Source organism: Mucilaginibacter sp. (assembly GCF_041663085.1).
GTDB lineage: Bacteria > Bacteroidota > Bacteroidia > Sphingobacteriales > Sphingobacteriaceae > Mucilaginibacter.
In genome coordinates this window covers 1-20,720 of sequence record NZ_JBAZRC010000052.1, presented here as the reverse complement: position 1 = coordinate 20,720, position 20,720 = coordinate 1, and the positions used below count along the sequence as shown (strand labels likewise).

Annotated in this window: 21 protein-coding genes; 17 read left to right on the top strand and 4 right to left on the bottom strand. The window is 42.8% G+C overall.

The window, feature by feature from the left end; genetic code table 11:
- Nucleotides 1-34: 34 nt before the first annotated feature.
- From WC615_RS11575 to WC615_RS11565, 3 genes are all read left to right on the top strand, one after another.
- Nucleotides 35-1,402 carry an exonuclease domain-containing protein gene (locus WC615_RS11575; RefSeq protein ID WP_372978251.1) on the top strand — a complete coding sequence of 456 codons (1,368 nt, stop codon included), beginning with the start codon at nucleotides 35-37 and terminating at the stop codon, nucleotides 1,400-1,402.
- A gap of 192 nt (nucleotides 1,403-1,594) precedes the next feature.
- Entirely contained in the window at nucleotides 1,595-2,470 is an 876-nt protein-coding gene (locus WC615_RS11570) for a hypothetical protein (protein ID WP_372978250.1), read from the top strand.
- 344 nt (nucleotides 2,471-2,814) lie between these two features.
- A complete protein-coding gene (locus WC615_RS11565) occupies nucleotides 2,815-3,348 on the top strand; it encodes a pyridoxamine 5'-phosphate oxidase family protein (RefSeq protein WP_191176212.1) in 534 nt (177 codons plus the stop codon).
- Between the two features lie 48 nt (nucleotides 3,349-3,396).
- Here WC615_RS11565 and WC615_RS11560 read toward each other — a convergent pair whose 3' ends face one another.
- The gene (locus WC615_RS11560; RefSeq protein WP_372978249.1) at nucleotides 3,397-5,370 is read right to left on the bottom strand and encodes a prolyl oligopeptidase family serine peptidase; all 1,974 of its coding nucleotides are present in this window, start codon (nucleotides 5,368-5,370) and stop codon (nucleotides 3,397-3,399) included.
- A gap of 219 nt (nucleotides 5,371-5,589) precedes the next feature.
- Here WC615_RS11560 and WC615_RS11555 point away from each other — a divergent pair, with 219 nt between their 5' ends.
- The gene (locus WC615_RS11555; protein ID WP_372978248.1) at nucleotides 5,590-6,435 is read left to right on the top strand and encodes a hypothetical protein; all 846 of its coding nucleotides are present in this window, start codon (nucleotides 5,590-5,592) and stop codon (nucleotides 6,433-6,435) included.
- A gap of 83 nt (nucleotides 6,436-6,518) precedes the next feature.
- Here WC615_RS11555 and pyrF read toward each other — a convergent pair whose 3' ends face one another.
- A complete protein-coding gene (pyrF, locus tag WC615_RS11550; protein ID WP_372978261.1) occupies nucleotides 6,519-7,349 on the bottom strand; it encodes an orotidine-5'-phosphate decarboxylase in 831 nt (276 codons plus the stop codon).
- Nucleotides 7,350-7,606: 257 nt separating this feature from the next.
- On the opposite strand from pyrF, the gene rho reads away from it, so the two are divergent.
- The 3 genes from rho to purS all read left to right on the top strand — a co-directional run bounded on the left by rho (nucleotide 7,607) and on the right by purS (nucleotide 10,394).
- Nucleotides 7,607-9,271 carry a transcription termination factor Rho gene (gene rho / locus WC615_RS11545; protein WP_372978247.1) on the top strand — a complete coding sequence of 555 codons (1,665 nt, stop codon included), beginning with the start codon at nucleotides 7,607-7,609 and terminating at the stop codon, nucleotides 9,269-9,271.
- A gap of 89 nt (nucleotides 9,272-9,360) precedes the next feature.
- The gene (gene pssA, locus WC615_RS11540) at nucleotides 9,361-10,101 is read left to right on the top strand and encodes a CDP-diacylglycerol--serine O-phosphatidyltransferase (RefSeq protein WP_372978246.1); all 741 of its coding nucleotides are present in this window, start codon (nucleotides 9,361-9,363) and stop codon (nucleotides 10,099-10,101) included.
- 35 nt (nucleotides 10,102-10,136) lie between these two features.
- Nucleotides 10,137-10,394: a phosphoribosylformylglycinamidine synthase subunit PurS gene (purS, locus tag WC615_RS11535; protein WP_191176208.1), complete on the top strand. Its 258-nt coding sequence runs from the start codon at nucleotides 10,137-10,139 to the stop codon at nucleotides 10,392-10,394.
- Between the two features lie 151 nt (nucleotides 10,395-10,545).
- Here purS and WC615_RS11530 read toward each other — a convergent pair whose 3' ends face one another.
- Nucleotides 10,546-10,923, bottom strand: a complete 378-nt coding sequence (locus WC615_RS11530; protein ID WP_372978245.1) for an Hpt domain-containing protein — start codon at nucleotides 10,921-10,923, stop codon at nucleotides 10,546-10,548.
- A 23-nt stretch (nucleotides 10,924-10,946) separates the two neighbouring features.
- Nucleotides 10,947-11,426 (bottom strand): 2-amino-4-hydroxy-6-hydroxymethyldihydropteridine diphosphokinase, encoded by a 480-nt coding sequence (gene folK / locus WC615_RS11525; protein WP_372978244.1) that lies wholly within the window; start codon nucleotides 11,424-11,426, stop codon nucleotides 10,947-10,949.
- 82 nt (nucleotides 11,427-11,508) lie between these two features.
- Here folK and sppA point away from each other — a divergent pair, with 82 nt between their 5' ends.
- From sppA to WC615_RS11475, 10 genes are all read left to right on the top strand, one after another.
- Nucleotides 11,509-13,296 carry a signal peptide peptidase SppA gene (sppA, locus tag WC615_RS11520; RefSeq protein ID WP_372978243.1) on the top strand — a complete coding sequence of 596 codons (1,788 nt, stop codon included), beginning with the start codon at nucleotides 11,509-11,511 and terminating at the stop codon, nucleotides 13,294-13,296.
- Nucleotides 13,297-13,396: 100 nt separating this feature from the next.
- Nucleotides 13,397-14,410 (top strand): hypothetical protein, encoded by a 1,014-nt coding sequence (locus WC615_RS11515; RefSeq protein WP_372978242.1) that lies wholly within the window; start codon nucleotides 13,397-13,399, stop codon nucleotides 14,408-14,410.
- A 261-nt stretch (nucleotides 14,411-14,671) separates the two neighbouring features.
- Complete coding sequence (locus tag WC615_RS11510) at nucleotides 14,672-16,351, top strand: helix-hairpin-helix domain-containing protein (RefSeq protein ID WP_372978241.1); 1,680 nt, start codon at nucleotides 14,672-14,674, stop codon at nucleotides 16,349-16,351.
- Between the two features lie 55 nt (nucleotides 16,352-16,406).
- Nucleotides 16,407-17,387 carry a D-glycero-beta-D-manno-heptose-7-phosphate kinase gene (gene rfaE1 / locus WC615_RS11505; protein ID WP_372978240.1) on the top strand — a complete coding sequence of 327 codons (981 nt, stop codon included), beginning with the start codon at nucleotides 16,407-16,409 and terminating at the stop codon, nucleotides 17,385-17,387.
- 88 nt (nucleotides 17,388-17,475) lie between these two features.
- A complete protein-coding gene (gmhA, locus tag WC615_RS11500) occupies nucleotides 17,476-18,030 on the top strand; it encodes a D-sedoheptulose 7-phosphate isomerase (protein ID WP_372978260.1) in 555 nt (184 codons plus the stop codon).
- Nucleotides 18,031-18,227: 197 nt separating this feature from the next.
- Nucleotides 18,228-18,611 carry an adenylyltransferase/cytidyltransferase family protein gene (locus WC615_RS11495; protein WP_372978239.1) on the top strand — a complete coding sequence of 128 codons (384 nt, stop codon included), beginning with the start codon at nucleotides 18,228-18,230 and terminating at the stop codon, nucleotides 18,609-18,611.
- On the top strand, nucleotides 18,571-18,744 hold the full coding sequence (locus WC615_RS11490) for a hypothetical protein (RefSeq protein ID WP_372978238.1): 174 nt from the start codon (nucleotides 18,571-18,573) through the stop codon (nucleotides 18,742-18,744). Before WC615_RS11495 ends, WC615_RS11490 begins: the two co-directional genes overlap by 41 nt.
- 66 nt (nucleotides 18,745-18,810) lie before the next feature.
- Complete coding sequence (locus WC615_RS11485) at nucleotides 18,811-19,779, top strand: glycosyltransferase family 9 protein (RefSeq protein ID WP_372978237.1); 969 nt, start codon at nucleotides 18,811-18,813, stop codon at nucleotides 19,777-19,779.
- Between the two features lie 57 nt (nucleotides 19,780-19,836).
- Entirely contained in the window at nucleotides 19,837-20,463 is a 627-nt protein-coding gene (locus WC615_RS11480) for a porin family protein (protein ID WP_372978236.1), read from the top strand.
- Nucleotides 20,464-20,526: 63 nt separating this feature from the next.
- Nucleotides 20,527-20,720 (top strand): histidine phosphatase family protein (locus WC615_RS11475; protein WP_372978235.1); only part of this gene is annotated, 194 nt, incomplete at its 3' end.

Genomic DNA, 20,720 nt, shown 5'->3' with positions numbered 1-20,720 from the left:
ATTAATTTAGCAAAATTGTTTTACATTTGAAACCATGTATGCAATTGTGGATATTGAGACGACGGGTGGGCATGCCAGCGCTAATGGCATTACCGAGATTGCTATATGCATACACGATGGCAAAAAGATAACCCGCCGGTTCGAAACACTGGTAAACCCACAGCGCGATATCCCCGTTTATATCCGCGCCTTAACCGGCATCACCAACGAAATGGTGCAGGATGCCCCGTTGTTTGAAGATGTAGCGCACGAAATTTACCACCTGCTTAAAGGGCAGATCTTTGTAGCCCACAACGTCAATTTCGATTACTCCTTTTTACGCTACCACCTTAACACAGCAGGCTACGAATTAAACGCCAATAAGCTTTGCACGGTACGTTTAGGCCGTAAAATTATGCCGGGGTTATTATCGTACAGTCTTGGTAAGCTATGTACTCATTTAGGCATCCAAAACAACAGCCGCCACCGCGCCATGGGCGATGCCGAAGCTACCGCGCAATTGTTTGGCCTTTATTTAAAGAACGATACTGCAAACCACATTGGCGCAGCCTTAAAGCAAAACAGCAAGGAGCAGGTATTACCTGCCAACCTGCCCAAAGCTGATATTGAGGCATTACCATCGTCACCGGGTATCTATTATTTCCACGATCAAAAGGGTAAGGTGGTTTACGTGGGTAAGGCCAAAAACATCCGTAAAAGGGTGTGCAGCCATTTTACCGGTAATAACCCCAACATGCAAAGGCAGGAGTTTTTAAAGAACATTTATCGCATCAGTCACCAGGTGTGTGGTAACGAATTAATTGCACTGATTACCGAAGCTGTAGAAATAAAACGCCTGTGGCCAAAGTACAACCGTTCACTAAAACGTTTCGAGAATACATATGGCATTTATATGTACGAGGATCAGCGCGGTTACATTCGTTTAGCGGTAGATAAACTGCGCAAACACATGCCATGCGTGTATTCTTGTAATACATTATTTGAAGGCCGCAACCTGCTTTTAAACCTCATAGAAACTTTTGGCCTTTGCCCAAAATTGTGCTTCATCCAAAAAAACGATCAGCCCTGCAACGGGGCAAATGTTGGTTCATGTGCATGCGAAGGTCATGAATTACCTGAGGTTTACAACCAACGTATAGATGGAGCAGTAAACGAATTAAAGAAAGCCCTGCCAACCTTCGCTATCCGCGATGAAGGCCGCACCAGCGATGAGCATAGCTGTATCCTGATAGAAGAAGGGCGTTTTTATGGCATGGGATACATTTCTCATTATTATGATGCGGATAACATCCAGGCACTTAAAAATTACCTAACCCCCTACCCGGGTAATGATTATATCCGCAATATTGTAACGGGTTATGCCGAACGTTTCCCACAGCGGAAGGTGAGTTTTTCGGCGTAGGATGCTAAAAATCTAAAGCTGGGGGCAAGCTTTCACACCAAATTATGCTATGGTTACTTACGCGAGTAAAGAGGTATTTGTTCATCACAAGCCACCTTTTGTTTTGAACAATTAGCTATTTAGGCAGCCATTTTAAGTATCATGCAACAATACTTATGCTTTTGTCGTAAAAAGCAATAACAAATTTTAACCATGAAAAAAATCTATTTCCTAAGCCTGCTCTGCGTGGGAGCATTTGCGTCTTGTACAAAAGAAAACAAGGTATTACAACCCCTTAAACCGACTAGCGAAATAGAACAACCCGGCAAGATCCGAGTAATGACAGATGGATCAGGCGGCTCATCAACCACTATTGTTTACGATGCAGCAAGCGGCCAGTATAAGGCTAACTTCGGCGGAGCAGAACTGGTTTTCAGCTCAATCCCCAATAATACCAACTATGCTGATAATGACATTGCTTTAACGGGTATAACTTGTACAAATTGCAGCGACTTTACTACAAACGGTTATACTTTTACCGCAGTTATTCCTGTATTACCTGCGTCATACCTTGCCGATATCCATTCACAACTATCAACGTATAATCAGGCCTTTTCCGACTTTGTCGACAAAAAGTATGTTATAGAAAACGACCCAACCAGCGGTTATAAACAACCCACATTGCCAAACTACCCGGCTGTTTCCAGTACCTATTCAGGAACTATAAGCGGTGTTATCGTACGGTCGCATTCATCTCCAACCACTTGCATTATCAAGCCTGCAACGTTTTTACCAAATATTCCAAGCGCGGCAAATATTATAGGTATTGAAATTGGTGGAATTAGCCAGATCGACCCAATTACCGGTCATAATATTTATTACGAAATATTTATTGATAACAACACGGGCAGAATTACGCTCGTTACTGCAAACGACCAGGTAACTCATCAGGCGTTAAGCAATGTGACTTATACAGGTACCTGTACTACTACAGGTACAGGAGTAAATAAGGTATATAAAGTTACGATGAAAGTTTACGTTGACGGCGTATCGAAAATTGATGTAACAAATCATCAAATAGTAGAATAATAATTTATCAACTTAGAGGTTGTCTCATAAGTAAAATGAAGGGTCTGAGAATCATCTATACGAAAACGTTCTCAACCACCGCCACCTATCCGAATAAATCAAAGAAAAAGAGGCTGTTCTCATACCTATGAGACAGCCTCTTTTGGTTAACAATTTCTTCTTTAGGAGGACAGGAATAGGTTAATGAGTCTGACTTGCAATCAGTTACTCTCCCCCCGTCACCATGCAATCTACCGCCGCCCCTCCCCTAAAGGAACCCTCGCCACATTTATCTTCCATCCCACCAAACAAATAAATTTCTCACAGGTTAATATATTATCATATTTTACAAACATCAATCTACCATGGATAGTATTAACAAACAACAACCCGAAGATAATTTTGAGAACCTGCAGGGCAACGAAGCCTGGAAAAAATTAAAGGAAATGACCGAAGGTACCAGCTGCTTTTTTTGCAGCAACATTAAAACCGGCCTGCCTTTTTCTACCCGCCCTATGTCGCCCCAAAAGGTTGACGATAATGGCGACCTGTGGTTTTTGAGCGCTAATGACAGCCATAAAAATGCTGAAATTGCCACCGACCCTATGGTACAGCTATTGTTCCAGGGATCAAAGTATTCCGACTTCCTGACAGTTTACGGCATTGCCGAGATCAGCGAGGACAAAGAAAAGATAAAGGAATTATGGGAACCGATCCTTAAAACATGGTTTACCGAAGGAATCGACGACCCAAGGATCTCGGTGATCAAAGTATCACCAACGCAGGGTTACTACTGGGATAACAAACACGGTAACGCCGTGGCATTTGTAAAACAACTGGTAGGCGCCGCCATTGGCAAAACTCTCGACGATTCTATCGAAGGAAAATTAGAGGTATAAATATTAAAAAGTGGATTTAAGGGCAAATACTGCCTTTAAATCCACTTTTTATTTCTTCAGATATTTATCAAACCACTTAATATACCGTACTTCCCTATCGACCTGGTAACTTGGTTTACTGATGCCATGATGCTGCCCGGGATACAATACCAACTCGGCAGGTACACCTAACGACTTTAGGGCCTGGTACATATGTTCGCTGCCGGCAGTGGGCACGTTAAAATCACTCAGGCCCGACATAAATAGCACCGGTGTCTTTATCCTGTCGGCATGTAAAAAGGGGTAGGATATTTTGTTATAAGCTTCTATACCTTTCCATGGCTGGCCCAACTCGTTATCATACTGCAAAACATACTGATCGATGCCATAGTTAGCTATCTGTAAAGCACTACCAGCGCCGCTTGCAGCGGCTTTAAAACGAGTATCAGATGCTATCATAAAATCGGTTAGTATACCACCGTAACTCCATCCACCAACGCCAAGGCGGTCAGGGTCGGCAATGCCTTGTTTAACAAGTTCGTCTACAGCGCCCTGCAGGTCCATTACCTCTTTATTACCCCAGTCGGCATTTATGGTTGTAGTATAATTTATCCCTCTGCCAGCGCTTCCACGGTAATTTACTGCGGCAACCGCATACCCGGCGCTGGCCAAGATCTGGCGGGTGGCATCAAAACTATAATCATCCTGCCCTACCGGGCCACCATGAATATATAGTATAAATGGCAGTTTACTGGCCGGCAGGCTATCGGGTGTAAATAACAGGCCCGATACTGAGGTACCATCCCTACTTACCGACTTGAATGGTTTTACGTAAGCCAGTTTCACATTATCCAGCCATTCTTTTTGATGATACGTAAGCCTCCTGAATTTACCTCCCTGCAGTGCATACAGCTCAAACGGCATATATGGCGTACCGTATTCTACAACAAAATTACCGGCTGTGTGTGCGGTTATCCCATCAATATTAAACTTACCGCGTGCTATAGTCTTAATTTTTTTCGATTGCAGGTCATAGCTGGCTACATAACGTTCCATATCATCCTCTACCAAAAAGTTAATGCTTTTGCCATCAGGGCTCCACTCCGGGGCGTCTGCGGGCCTGTCAAGCCCGGCGCTGGCCAGGCTAATATTTGTACCATCGGCATTCATCACACACAGTATGTTCATATCATACATCGTGTAGCTATCGGTATTTTGGCGCAGGTAAGCAATGTACTTACCATCAGGGCTCCACCTGGGGTGGTTATCATGCCCCCCCCACTTGGTTAGCTGTTTAAGGGCTCCTTTCGCTTTAGCCTCTACAGCAAAAATATCCGTATTCTCGTTCCTGTCGGGTTCGGGGCTGCGGTTACTTACAAATACGATAACCTTACCATCCGGCGACCACTCCGGCGAAGCATCGTCAAAATCGCCGTTGGTTAAAGTATCCAGTGTTTTTGTGGCTATATCAAATAAATACAGGTGTTTGCGGCGGTGTTCTAAATATCCTTCTATATCCTGTTTAAAGTGATAGCGGTCTATCACAATGGGTTTTGGCGTTTTGGCGGGTTCCTTTAGCTTCTCTTCAGGGTCTTGCATCACCAGCACTACTTTGCGGCCATCCGGCGACCATGCATAATCATCCAAATCGCCTTTTACGTTTGTAAGCTTGCGGCCTTCGCCCCCCCGCCTATCCATCAGCCATAGTTGTGTAGTATCTTTTGTTTCGCGCGATGAAAGAAAGGCAAGGTATTTGCCATCGGGGCTCCATTTTGGTTTTGAAGCAGGCTCGGGGCCATGGGTAAGCTGTATTGATTGTTTACCGTCCCAGCTTTGCATCCAGAGATGAGATACCCGCTTGTCTTTCTCCACATCAATTTCGGCAACACTGTAGGCTACCCATTGCTTATCCGGCGAAACTTCCGGATCGCTCACCGTTGGGATCTTATAAAAATCGGAAGGCTGAAAAGGTTTTTTAACACTTTGAGCTGTAGCAGCTGCCGATAAAAAAACAAGCAGAATGAGGAGTAGGTTTTTTTTCATGCCGGGTAATTTGCCTGTAATTTAAAAATTAAAATACAAATTACGGGCGTTAACCCACCAAAAATCAAAGTGTTATGAGAGTATTGCTTAAATAACCCCCGCCTTTTCTAGTTCTGCCTGCATTTGCTGCTGTCGGTTTTAGAATCTTGTCATAGACGCCATTGAATTAATATAACCTTTACGATATATTATCGTAAAAGGTAATAAACAATCTTACACATGAAAAAAATCTATTTCTTAAGCATACTCTGCGCGGTAGCTTTTGCCTCTTGCACAAAAGAAAAAAGTGTATTACAACCCCAAAATACAGAACAGCCCGGCAAGATTAGGGTAATGACAGATGGATCAGGCGGCTCATCAACCACTATTGCTTACGATGCGGCAAGTGGCCAGTATAAAGCTAACTTCGGTGGAGCAGAATTGGTTTTCAGCCCAATTCCCAATAATACAAATTATGCTGACAATGACATAGCGTTAGTAGGGGTAACGTGTACCAATTGCAGCGACTTTACCACAAACGGTTACACTTTTACTGCCGTTATTCCTGTGTTACCTGCGTCAGCCCTCCTCGATATCCATACAAAACTATCTAAGTATAATACGGACTTTAATGACTTCATAAACTTTGAACATGTTGTACACGATGATCCCACTACTCCGTATAAACAGTTTGTGTTACCTAATTACCCGTCAGTTTCCAGTACGTATTCAGGAACTGTAAGCGGTGTTATCGTACGATCGCATTCATCCCCATCCACTTGTATGATCAAACCTGCAACATTTACACCAAATGTTCCAAGTGCTGTAAACGTAATAGGCATTGAAATAGGTGGGATTAGCCAGATTGACCCAATTACCGGACATAATATTTATTACGAAATATTTGTTGATGCCAACACGGGCAGGATTACGCTTGTTACCGCAAACGACCAGGTAACTCATCAGGTGTTGAGCAATGTAACCTATTCAGGCACATGCGATCTTTCGACATATAAGGTTACTCTAAAAGTTTACGTTGACGGAGTTTTGAGAATTGACAAGACAAATCATCAAATAGTAGAATAACTATTTCACCCTCATTCAAAACCGGGACAGTAACAAGTGCCGGTTTTTTTATTTTTTGTCGCTACCGGCCCCACTTCTCGACTCTATATAATATCCGCTTTTTCCAATTCCGCCTGCATTTGCTGCTGTAGTTTCAAAGCTTCGGCACGGGCGGCATCGGCAAAGTCTTCGCCGTTGCCGGCGTAGATAATTCCGCGTGATGAATTAACAATAAGGCCGCACTCTTTGGTGATGCCGTATTTGCATACATCCTCTAAACTGCCCCCCTGTGCGCCAACGCCGGGTACCAGTAAAAAATTATCAGGGGCATGCTTACGGATATCTGTAAACTCGGTGCTTTTGGTGGCGCCAACAACAAACATCAGCCTGTCGGCACCGGCCCAGGTGTTGGCTTTTTTTATCACTGTCTCATAAAGGTAGCCATCGCCGGTATTCAGGTACTGGAAATCCTTACTCCCTACCGATGAGGTAAGCGCCAGGATAATAACCCATTTGCCCTCGTACTTTAAGTATGGCGTTACGCTGTCATTGCCCATGTAGGGTGTAACCGTAATGGCATCAAAGCTCATACCCGATGTTTCCTCGTTAAAAAAAGCTTTCGCGTAGTTGTCGGATGTGTTACCAATATCGCCGCGTTTGGCATCAATGATGTTCAAAATATCTTTGGGGGTGTATTGCGCAGTGCTGATAAGGCTTTGCAAGCCTTTCAATCCGCGGCTTTCATAAAAGGCGGCGTTAGGTTTGTAGGCTATACAAAGGTCTTGAGTTGCATCAATAATGCGTTTGTTAAACTCAAAAACCGGGTCGGGGTATTGCTTTAAAAATTCGGGTATCTTATCTATATCAGTATCAAGGCCTACGCATAAAAATGATTTTTTTTGCTTGATCTGTTCGATGAGTTGAGCGCGTGATATCATGTAGATTTTGAATTTGTTATGGTGCTGCAAAACTAAAAAATTAAACTTAACGGGTTATTTTTTTAATAAATTTGCATTCTAAGATAATTTTGCTAACATTGCACTGTTTTCCTGCATTATTTCTTGCACTAAAGAAACAATTTTGATCTCCACGTTATTTATTATCTAATACATTACCTGGGCTTACTATTGCATAATCAGGGTTTCAAAACAATCTTTCAAATAAAAAATCCTTTTGAACTATAATTCATATCATGTCTGATACAATCGAATTGAACGACAAACTCGTTTCTGAGTTGCGCGAAATTGCTAAAAGTTTGGGTATTGCAGAGGCAGATGAGCTTAGAAAAGCTCCGCTTATAACCGCAATTGTTACACAACAGCAATTAATAGAGACCGCCAGGAACCAACAAAATATCGTAGAAAATAATTACGCTGAAAAGCCCGCCGCAACAGCTCCGGCTACTGCAGAAAATACCGAGAAAACACGTAAACGTACCCGTACTTTAAAAACTAAAGAACAACCGCGTGTTGAAGTACCTCTGGATGACACCAATCTGTTTAACCAGGAAGAGGACGACGAGCCGCAAACCGACGATAACAACGGCAACACCGGCAATACTGAAACTGCCGTTACTGCAGAAGCAGCACCAGCCCCGGAGCGAGCTGAACCTGCAGAAACAACGGAACAACCAGGCCAGCCCGAGCAGCCTGCTGCTACCGAAAACCGCCCGCAAAAATTTGAGCGCGAGCGCCGTGCGCCACAACAGCAAAAAACACAGGAGCCGGCAATAAACCTTGATTTTGATAACGTTATTGTAAACGAAGGCGTGTTGGAGATTATGCCAGATGGTTATGGTTTCCTGCGTTCATCGGATTATAACTACCTGACCTCTCCGGATGATATTTACGTATCACAATCACAAATAAAACTATTTGGCTTAAAAACCGGCGACACCGTTCGTGGTAGCATACGCCCGCCAAAAGAAGGCGAAAAATATTTTCCGCTGGTACGGGTTGAGGCTATTAATGGCCGCATACCTGCCGAAGTACGCGACCGTGTACCTTTTGACCACTTAACACCGCTTTTCCCTTCAGAAAAATTGAGCTTGTTTACAGATGCAGGTAACTATTCTACCCGTATCATGGACCTATTCTCGCCTATTGGTAAAGGCCAGCGTGGTTTAATTGTAGCCCAACCAAAAACAGGTAAAACCATGTTGTTAAAGGATGTTGCTAACGCGATAGCCAAAAACCACCCTGAAGTTTACCTGATCATTCTTTTAATTGATGAACGCCCTGAGGAGGTTACCGATATGGCCCGCAGCGTACGCGCCGAGGTAGTATCATCAACCTTTGATGAGCCGGCAGAGCGCCACGTAAAAATTGCCAACATTGTATTGGAGAAAGCAAAACGTATGGTTGAGTGCGGCCACGATGTTGTTATCCTGCTGGATTCTATCACCCGTTTGGCACGTGCTTATAACACTGTGGCACCTGCCTCAGGTAAAATATTATCGGGTGGTGTGGATGCCAACGCGTTACACAAACCAAAACGCTTTTTTGGTGCGGCCCGTAACATTGAGGATGGCGGCTCATTAACCATCATCGCGACTGCATTAACAGAAACCGGTTCAAAAATGGACGAGGTTATATTTGAAGAGTTTAAAGGTACAGGTAACATGGAGTTACAACTGGATCGTAAACTATCTAACAAACGTATCTTCCCGGCTATTGATATTACTGCATCAAGCACCCGCCGCGACGACTTGTTGCTTGACCGCGACACGCTTCAACGCATCTGGATACTTCGTAACCACCTTGCTGATATGAACTCGCAGGAATCAATGGAATTCTTACAGGCGCAAATAAAAAGCACCCGTACTAACGAAGAATTTTTGATATCAATGAATTCATAATATATTTACACCAAAAGGAGTTATAAATAACATAAGGTTAATTATAACTCCTTTGGTTTTTGTAAAAATTATGATACCTTCATGACATTATGAGGCGACGGGTAAAAAAACATCTTCCTAATGCTATAACGTGTGCAAACTTGTTTAGTGGCTGTATTGGTATCGTTTTCACCTTTCAGGACAACCTTGTATTTGCAGCTTATGCCATTTTCCTGGCGGCGATATTTGATTTTTTTGATGGCTTCGCCTCACGTGTTTTGCAATCCTTTTCGGGCATCGGTAAAGACCTCGACTCGCTTGCAGATATGGTTAGCTTTGGTGTATTGCCATCGGCCATTATGTATGAATTGTTGCTGCAAGCGCCGCAAATACCGCATGTAAGTGAGTATCTGAACTTTATAGCTTTCCTCATTCCCGTATTCTCGGCCCTGAGGCTGGCTAAATTTAATACAGATACGCGCCAGGCCGAAAGCTTTATTGGCCTTCCTACACCGGCAAACGCCATTTTGATCGCTTCTATCCCATTGATATTGGTACAATACAGCAGCATTTCGCGTTATGTGCTTAACCCCTATGGTTTAACGCTGTTTATCATCATCATGTGCATCCTGCTGGTTGCCGAGATCCCTTTGATGTCGCTTAAATTTAAGAACCGCGATTTCACCAAAAATTTTTATCGCTATATATTGCTGTTATTCTCGGCAATACTCATTCTATTTTTTAAATTTGCGGCAGTTCCGGTGGTTATCGTAATGTATATCACCCTATCATTAATCCAACTAAAATTTGCGGATCATACGGTAGCGGGCAGCTCACAAAAAAATAGTTAAGCGCTTATTACCCTATCCACTAACAAAAACACGCGATGAAAAAATTCCTGGCCGAAATTGATGTAATGCCGAAAAAAGAAATACTTGATCCACAGGGAAAAGCCGTTACCGGCAGCATGAAAAACCTGGGCTTATCTGAAATACAAAACGTACGTATAGGCAAACATATCTCGCTTGAGATTGAAGCTGATAGTGCAGAAACTGCCAACGCAAAAGTTGACCAGGCATGCAAAAACCTGTTAGCCAACCTGATCATGGAAAGCTATAGCTTTAAGCTTGAAGAAGTAGCTTAGTTAGGTTTTAAGTAGAAGTTTAAAGTCTAAAGTCCCTTTTAAACGGGGATTAAGGTGTATGAAAATATAAAAGGGAAAGGCAATCACGTGTGATTGCCTTTCCCTTTTATATAACTTTCGATCCCCCCCGGGGCCTTAGGACTTTAAACTCTTAAAGGTTAGCTTCTTTTTCTGCTTTAATTTTCTCCAGTTCAACGAGGTTGGTGCTGATCACAGCTTTTACATCATTAAATTTCGTAATTATATCTGCCGGGTTTTGCCCGCCGGCCTTGCATACCAATTCAACCTCCTGTATGTTGGCCTGGCTTTGCGGCATACCAAAAAAACCCAGGTTTGGTTTCAGTTTGTGCGATGCTGAGGCAGCTGTTGCCCAATCGCCTGTATTTATAGCGGTGGTAATAGTATCTAATAATTGCGGTGTTTGCTCTAAAAACATCCCTATCGAGTCAACAATAAACTCGTCGCTGCCATCAGCAATCTCATAAAGGAAAGAAAGGTCAAGGTCTTGTGGTGGTAAGTTCTCAGACATTGTACAGGTTTATAATATCAAATTTATATTTTTTTTACAATCAAGTCGTCTTTCAGACTGCTTTTCAACTCTAATATACTCTTATTTAGCACCGGATGTATAAAATCCGGCATCAACATTCCTAAAGGCTCTAAAGTAAACCTGCGGTTATGCAGTTCGGGGTGTGGTACAATAAGGTTTGGCTCGTTAATAATATCATTGCCGTAAAATAAAATATCGATATCAATAATGCGCGAGCCCCATTTTTCCTCGCGTTTGCGGCCCATCTCTATTTCAATTGTAAGCACCCTTTGCAAAACATCCTTTGCCGGAAGCGCTGTTTGCAGCATAACTACCTGGTTAAGGTAATCGGGCAGATCGGTTTTCCCCCATGATTGTGTTTCATAAACCGGCGATTTTTTAATCACAGGGGCAATATCCTGCTCAATATGTTCTATGGCCTTGTTTAAAAACGCATTACGGTTGCCAAGGTTACTCCCTAATAGTAAAAAAACATCAATCATTGTTGTAACAAATATTATGCATGAGGCTCTTAATAGTATGTGAATTACTAAGTTTGCATATATAGATTATTTATAACAGTTAATGAAACAATTCTTCAAATTTGTACTGGCCAGTGTGGTTGGGGTCATCATTTCTTCAATCATTCTTTTCTTTTTGTTTTTTATACTGTTATCGGGGCTTATAGTAGCTGCAGGCAGTGACAAAGCGGTTGATGTGGATGCCAATTCGGTATTACATATTAAACTTACCTACCCTATAGCTGAGCGTACGCCGAATAACCCATTTGCAAACCTGGGCTTTTTGGGTATCGACGGCGAAAAAACCATCGGGCTTAATGATATACTCGCGAGTATTAAAAAAGCAAAAACAGATAGTAATATAAAAGGTATTTTTTTGGACGAGAGCTACATGATGAGCGGGCAGGCAACTACCGAAGAGATCCGCAATGCGCTTATTGACTTCAAAAAATCTAAAAAGTTTGTAATAGCCTATTCAGAAATTTACACCCAGGGCTTTTACTACCTGGCATCTGTTGCCGATAAGGTTTACATTAACCCAAAAGGTATTTTCGAATTCAGGGGCTTTAGTTCAGAGATCACCTTCCTGAAAGGTGCGCTGGATAAACTGGGGATTGAAGCACAGATCATCAAAGTAGGCACCTTTAAAAGTGCTGTTGAGCCATTGGTTTTAACCAAAATGAGCGATGCAAACCGTTTGCAGGTTAATTCCTACATGGGTTCAATGTATGATTATTTCCTGACCGGGATTGGCAAAAGCCGCAACGTTAATAAAGATTCGTTATTTAATTACGCCAACAGCGGCCGCATACAGCAGCCCGAAGATGCATTAAAATACAAACTGGTTGACGGACTGAAATATAAAGACGAGATCCTTTCTGAATTAAAACAACGTACAGGCGCTAAAGAGAAAAACGACCTTGCCAGCGTTGATCTGAGCGACTATGTAAAAAGCGGCTCAAAAACTACTACCGATCCAAAAGAGGTTAGTTCAACAAACCGTGTGGCTATTATTTATGCATCTGGCGAGATTGCCGGTGGCGATGGCGACGATAATAGCATTGGGTCTGAAACGATATCAAAAGCGCTGCGTAAAGTACGTATGGATGATAAGGTGAAGGCGGTTGTATTACGTGTTAACTCGCCGGGTGGCAGTTCGCTGGCATCTGATGTGATATGGCGCGAGGTTATGCTCACCAAAAAGGTAAAACCCATCATCGTTTCTATGGGTGATGTAGCGGCATCAGGTGGTTATTATATTGCCTGCGCGGCCGATTCTATTATAGCCGAACCAAACACCATAACAGGTTCTATAGGTATTTTTGCCGTGTTGCCAAACATGCAAAAATTGTTTAATGATAAGCTGGGCATCACCTTCGATGGTGTAAAAACAGGCAAATTTGCCGATCTGGGGGATGTTAGTCGCCCGTTAAGCCCCGAAGAAAGGGCTATGCTGCAAAACAGCGTAAACCATGGCTATGATGATTTTACAAAAGCAGTAGCCAACGGCCGTGGTAAAACACAGGAATATATTAACAGCATTGGCCAGGGCCGCGTATGGACAGGCAGCCAGGCATTAAAAATTGGCCTGGTTGATAGGTTGGGCAACATTAAAGATGCCGTGCAATCTGCCGCTAAAAAAGCTAATATAAAAGACTACAAAATAGTATCATATCCTGAGCAAAAAAGCTTTCTGAATAAATTTGGAGAAGGTTTATCTGCCGAAGTAAAAGCCCATTTTGTAAAAGCCGAGCTTGGCGAAAACTACCGTTACTACCAGCAAATACAAGGTGTAACCAAAATGATGCGTACCCCGCAGGCCCGCATGACCTACGATATAGTGATAAAATAATTTTATTAAATACTTTGATTGTGAAAAGCCGCCTGTAATGGGTGGCTTTTATATTGAAGAAAGTTAAAACATAAAAACATTCTCACTTTACCTTATTGCAATGAACTTTAAAAAAAAGATCCACTTTATTCTGTTTGGATTATTTGCTATCACAGCATGTAAAAAAAATAATGAAACCCCTAAAGAAAATAAATCAGTTGATGTATATGTTGTAGGTACAAGTATTGCAGCAAATGGAGTTTCTGTCGCAACGTATTGGAAAAATGGGGTGGCAACAAAATTAACAGATAGCTTATCAGCATCTTTTGCTTATGCTATTGCAGTTGACGAATCGGGTGTATATGTAGCAGGTGCTGTAGGGTCAACAGCAGTTTATTGGAAAAATGGTGTGCAGATAACACTTCCCGGGGCCGGCACATATGCTACATCTATTGCTGTAAGCGGTGGTGATGTTTATATAACTGGTACCTCTGGTAATAATATTGCTACTTATTGGAAAAATGGTGTAATTAATCAATTAACTAAATCGGTACCAGGGCGGTCATCACATGCCAGTGCAGTAGCTATAAAAGGCAAGGATGTATATATAGTGGGTTCAGTAGCTGCTGCACATAGTAATAGTGTAGCTACTTATTGGAAAAATGGTGTGGCTAAAAAACTTGTAGACACCGCGCTGTTTTCATATGCAACCGATATTGTTATACAAGAAAACGATGTATATATTTCGGGTTATACAAATCTTAATTTAGAGGGACCTACTGTAGCTACTTATTGGAAAAACGATGTACAACACTCTTTGCCTGATACTGAGTCTTCAGAAGCACAATCTATAGCTATTAACGGGAATGACGTATATTTGGCTGGTTTTACATATGCACATATAAGTGGACCGTATACGTATACTGTAGCTACTTATTGGAAAAACGGAGTACAAACACAAATTGGTAAAGCAGCTATAGACGCATTTGCGACAACTATTTTAACTAATGGAACCGATGTTTATGTAGCTGGTGTATTTGGGGATACTATCCCTTTTTATTGGAAAAATGGCAAACAAATACAGTTTACTAATAATAACGCTACTGGCTATAGTATGATTTTAGTTTATAAATAACCGAAGCATTGGTGAGATTAAAATTTAGCTGAACACACGGAACAGACAAACCAGAGTCATCAAAAACACAATCTTTGGGCCTATTGTATACGGGTTAACTTATTGTATTCAGGAAAGCATCGTTTATATCCATTTGATTAATCGCCCCTACGCATAAATGTCTTGCTTTGGTTGAGCACTCACCCTGTTACAAAATGAAAGTATGAACTATTATTTATGTACTCCTCCTCTACTTTTGTATTTTTACGCCACAACTAAATTATGGAGAACAAACCCATAGCGCGCACGCTTCGTTTACTATCGCAATTGATGGAGTTGAACGAAGTTAATCCGTTCAAAATAAAATCGATAGCTAACGCTGCCTTTAAGGTAGATAAGTTGCCTTTTCCACTGGCCGGTAAAACCGTTGCCGAGCTGGAGAAGATAGACGGCATTGGCAAAAGCCTGGCCGCCAAAATTGCCGAGCTTTTAGAAACCGGTACCATGGCCGAACTGCAGGAAATGCTTGCAGCTACCCCCGAAGGTGTTGTGGAGATGATGGGCATCAAGGGTATCGGCCCAAAAAAGGTAGCCATTATATGGAAAGAGCTTGGCATTGAGAATGTTGGTGAGCTTTACTACGCCTGTAACGAAAACCGCTTGATTGAGGCCAAAGGCTTCGGTTTAAAAACCCAGGAGGAGATAAAAAAAGTTATCGAGTTCCGGATGGCGGGTAATGGGAAATTCCTTTATGCGCAGGTAGAGAAGGAAGCGAAAGACCTGATGGAAGAGATCAGGGGTATATTCCCCGATGCCTTAAAGCATATAGCGGGAGAATTTCGCAGGCTGGACGAGATCATCAGCGAGTTGGTTATCGTTATAGGCAGCCTGAATCAGCAGGTAGCGTATGATGCCCTGGCCGAACTGGATACCCTGCAAAACGTGGTTTTGAACGGCACACATATTTCTGCCGAGCTAAAGAACGGCTTACTGGTTGATATTATCTGCGTGGATAAAGCCAATTATTACTACGAGCTTTTCGCGAACACCGGTACAACCGATCATGTGGAGAAAGTATTATCGCGTATCAATACCCCGCTTGAGCAACCCGAAACAGAAGAAGTTATTTACCAAAAAGCAGGCCTTGCCTGGATGCAGCCGGAGCTACGCGATGGCATTACCTTTATAGAAAAAGCGGCAGAAAACAAACTGCCAACCCTGATCAGCTATCACGACCTGAAAGGCACGTTGCATAACCACAGCACCTGGAGCGATGGGGTAAACACGCTGGAAGAAATTGCGCTGTACTGCCGCGATGAGTTGAAACTGCAATATTTAGGCATTTGCGACCACAGCAAAAGCGCCTTTTATGCAAAAGGCCTGAGCATTGAGCGTGTATTACAGCAACAGGAAGAGATAGACCACCTGAATAAAAAAATAACCGGGTTTCATATTTTTAAAGGTATCGAATCGGATATTTTGAATGATGGATCGCTGGATTACCCGGAAGAGATATTGAAGAAATTTGATTTCATCGTGGCGTCGGTACACTCCAACCTAAAAATGCAGGAGGATAAAGCTACCGCCCGTTTAATAAAAGCGATAGAGAACCCTTATACTACTATACTGGGCCACCCTACCGGCAGGCTGCTGCTTAGCCGCAAGGGGTATGATATCGATTATAAAAAGGTTATTGACGCCTGTGCGGCCAATAACGTGGTGATTGAAATTAACGCCAACCCGGTAAGGCTTGATCTTGACTGGCGCTGGCACCAGTATGCACTTGATAAAGGCGTTATGCTATCCATAAACCCCGATGCGCACCGTAACAGCGGTTTCCATGATATGCATTATGGCATTAACGTAGCCCGCAAAGGCGGTTTGAATAAAGAGATGTGCTTGAATGCCTTATCTTTAGATGAGATAAGCAAGGTTTTTGAAACGAAAAAAAGCGGCAAATAAGCCGCAGTCGAAAAGTCAGGAGTCCAATGACCTAATGACCCAATGATACAAAAGAATGTTAACAGATAAAGTACGTAAACTACAGCAATCGGGCCCGGTACCAAATATTTTGGTTATCGGCGACCTGATGATAGACCATTATATTATAGGTGATGCCACCAGGCTTTCGCCCGAGGCGCCGGTACCCATAGTAAACGTAAAAAAAGAGTTTACCACACCGGGTGGTGCAGCCAATGTAGCCCAGAATTTGCTATCGTTAGGGGCAAAAATATCGTTAGCGGGTATAACCGGCAATGATACGGATGCCGATCGTTTAACAAAGATCCTGACAGATGAAGGCATTAATGTTGATGGGATTTTTAAAGATGCCAGCCGCCCTACCACGGTAAAAACCCGGGTAATGGCTGGCAGTCACCAATTGGTAAGGGTTGACAGGGAAGTTACCAACCCACTGGCCGATGAGTTGCAAACCCAATTTATTGAGCGCATAAAAGGCCCGATAGCTAAAGCCGATATCGTTATATTATCAGATTACAACAAAGGGCTCTTTTCGCCAAACCTTACACAGCAGGTTATTAAAGAGGCCAATGCGCAGGTTAAGCGAGTGGTTATAGACCCAAAAGGACTTAACTACGAAAAATATAAAGGTGCCCACATCATTAAGCCAAACCGCAAGGAACTGGCCGAAGCTGCCAAAACAGAAAAGATCACCAATATTGAGGAACTACAGCAGGCAGCCCGCATTATTTTAAAGCAGACTGGTGCCGAATATATTGTAGTAACTTTGTCTGAGCAAGGTATGGTCATCATCAGCGAACTGGCGCATCAATTACTGCCGGTAAAAGCTACATCGGTATTTGACGTGACAGGTGCCGGCGATACGGTGATTGCTACCATGGTTTATTTTATGGCGCAAGGGCTAAATGTAGAAGAAGCCTGCGAACTGGCCAACCATGCAGCTGCTATAGTGATAAGGCAAACCGGCAGCGCCGTAACAACGGTTGATGAGATATTGGAAGATATAGAAAAGAGGTAAAAGCTGAAAGGCGAAAGATAAAAGCACTTAAAAATTTGAGCAAAGGAGAAAATTACCCAATGACTCAATGATTAATGACAACAAAGAAATGGTTATTGAAGAACTATACGAGCATCGTAATATAATACAAAAGGTTATCGAAAACCTGAGCGGCGATATTGAAACCGCCTGCCGGGTAATGGTATCCGTACTAAAAGATGGCAAAAAGGTTTTAATTGCCGGTAACGGCGGCAGCGCGGCTGATGCCCAGCACATAGCCGCCGAACTTAGCGGCAGGTTTGTAAAAGAACGCAAAGCATTGCCTGGCATAGCCTTAACGGTTGATACATCGGCACTTACGGCTATCGCTAATGATTATGGGTACCACCACGTTTTCTCGCGCCAGGTGGAGGCATTAGCCCAGCCCGGCGATCTGTTTATCGGCATATCAACCAGTGGCAACAGCCAGGGGATTTTGAACGCCTTTGAGGCTGCCACCAAAATTGGCTGCAAAACCCTTGGTTTATCCGGCCGGGATGGCGGTAAAATGAATGGCATTTGCGATCTTAATATCGTAGTACCATCTGATGTTACCGCCCGCATCCAGGAAATGCACATCCTTATCGGGCATATTATGTGCAAAGCTGTGGATGATGCTTATTGATTGATTAGTTCCCCTCTTGAGAGGGGGCGCGCCGGATTGTGTGGCTGCAGGGGGTGTGTTATATAGGCGAAAGGACACACCCCTCCACCCCTCTCAAGAGGGGAATCGCACAAGTCCAAGGCTTTTAATATGCTGAACCTCGTCGCGGTCTTTCCGCAAACAAGCCACTAATAACAATAATTTCTTAAATTTATACTATGCGCCACGATCTGGAAAAAACATTGCTTGCCAAAATAACCACGCTGCCACAGCTTACGGATAGCATTACCGCCTGGAAAAGCGAAGGCAAAAAGGTTGTTTTTACTAATGGCGTATTCGATCTGCTGCACCTGGGGCATATCACTTACCTGGCCAAAGCTGCCGAACTTGGCGATAAGCTGATCATTGGCCTTAATACCGATGCATCCGTAAAAAGGCTAAAAGGCGAAAGCCGCCCGGTGAACGATCAGAGCAACCGCGCAGCGTTATTGGCGGCCCTGTTTTTTGTGGATGCCGTAATACTTTTTGAAGAAGATACGCCGCGGACTGATCACCTTATTAATGCCCGATGTATTAATAAAAGGTGCCGATTATACCGTTGAAAACATAGCAGGCGCTAAAGAAGTACTGGCTAACGGCGGCGAAGTAAAAACTATTAGCCTGGTTGATGGCTATTCTTCTACCGCTATCATCAATAAAATAAAGGCCCAAAACGAGGTAAAAGCTGAAAGGTAAAAGCCTTATAAATAGGGAAATGAATTCACTAAATCACTCATTCACTAAATCACTCATTATTTCCGGATGAAGATACTGGTTATCCGCTTTAGCTCGATGGGTGATATTATTTATACCACGCCGGTAGTACGCTGTCTTAAAAAACAACTGCCGGGTGCCGAAATACACTTCCTTACCAAACCAGCCTTTAAATACATTTACGATAATAACCCCTATGTAGATAAGCTGCTGCTGCTAAAGCCAACGCTATCAGAAACTATCGAGGATATTAAGGCAGAAGGGTATGACCATATAGTCGATCTGCACAATAACCTGCGCACTGCTATCATCAAGCTACGTACCGGTATCCATGCATCTACCTATAAAAAGCAAACCATCCGCAAATGGCTCAGTTTAAAATTTAATTTAAAACTGGTTCCACCGGTGCATCTGGTAGATCGTTATTTAAAGGCCGTGGCGTTTTTAGGAGTTACCAATGATGGTAAACCAATTGATTATTATATCAAAAAAGACTACCAGTTACCAGCCCTGCTCCCGGCATCACATCAGCATAAATACATTGCCTTTGTGATAGGCGCTACCCATTTTACCAAAAGGATGCCCAATGAAAAGATCATTAGCATTTGCCGACAAATTAGTTACCCGATAGTACTGTTGGGCGGTAACGATGTTAAAGTAAACGGCGACGAAATAAGCGCGGCAATTGGCAATAACGTACATAATGCCTGCGGCATAACCTCGCTTGATGAATCTGTTTTCCTGGTATCAAAAGCCCACAAGGTTATTGGTTTTGATACCGGGCTTACCCATATTGCCGAAGCTTTTAATGTACCGATAGTATCTATTTGGGGTGGCACCGTGCCCGAGCTTTTGGGCGTACAGCCCTATATGGTAAAGGATGTTCTGGTAGCCGGCATCGACCTCAGTTGCCGCCCCTGCTCCAAATTCGGACTTGAAAAATGCCCGCTTGGCCATTTTAAATGCATGTATGATATGCCTGAGCAACCGATCTCAGAATTTGTGAATATTAAATAACTGCAAAGTTAGTTTATAAAATTGCTTACTTTCGCGCAAACAATAAATCTTAATCACATGAAAAAAATTCTACTATTAGTTTGCTGCGCGTTCGCAGCTTCAACAGCTTTTGCACAATTACCAACTTTTGGGATCCGTGGTGGCGTAAATTTCGCGAAACTAACTGCATCAAGTGGCAATTTATCAGCTTCAACAGGTTCAGTAACAACATTTGCAGCAGGTGTATTTGCCGATTTTAAAGTAGGCACAGCGGTTTCTATCCAACCGGCTTTAAACTACACTGGTAAAGGTGGTAACGTTTCTCTTATAGACTTTGATACTCAAGCCGATTTTAAAACTTATTACCTGCAGCTTCCTGTAAATGTTGTTTACCACATCCCTGCTGTTATTGGTAACGTATATTTTGGTGCAGGCCCTTATGTAGGTTTAGGTTTATCAGGTAAAGTAAAAGGTAAAGATGACCAGGGTAACTCTGTAAGCGAAGACATTACATTTGGCAGCGAATCTGGCGAATTCAAAAAAACCGATTTTGGTTTGAACGGTATTGCCGGTGTTGAATTTAAAGGTGGTTTGATCTTAGGTATCAACTATGATCTTGGTTTATCAAATATCAGTAACGATACCGCCGATAACGAATCGTTAAAAAACCGTGTATTCGGTGTTTCTGTAGGCTTTAAATTCTAAGGAAACCAATAATAAAATAAAAAAAGAGGGGCATCTGCTCCTCTTTTTTTATTTTAGGGGGATATGAAAAAGCTATTGCTGATACGCCATGCCAAAGCAACCCACGAAAGCGGATATGTTGATTTTGAGCGCCCTTTAACCGACAAAGGTTTTAAGCAGTGTGAATTAATGGCATCAAGGTTAATTGCCGAAGGCATAAAACCCGAAATTATTGTGGCCAGCCCTGCTTTACGTACCCTTTCTACAGCAAATGTTTT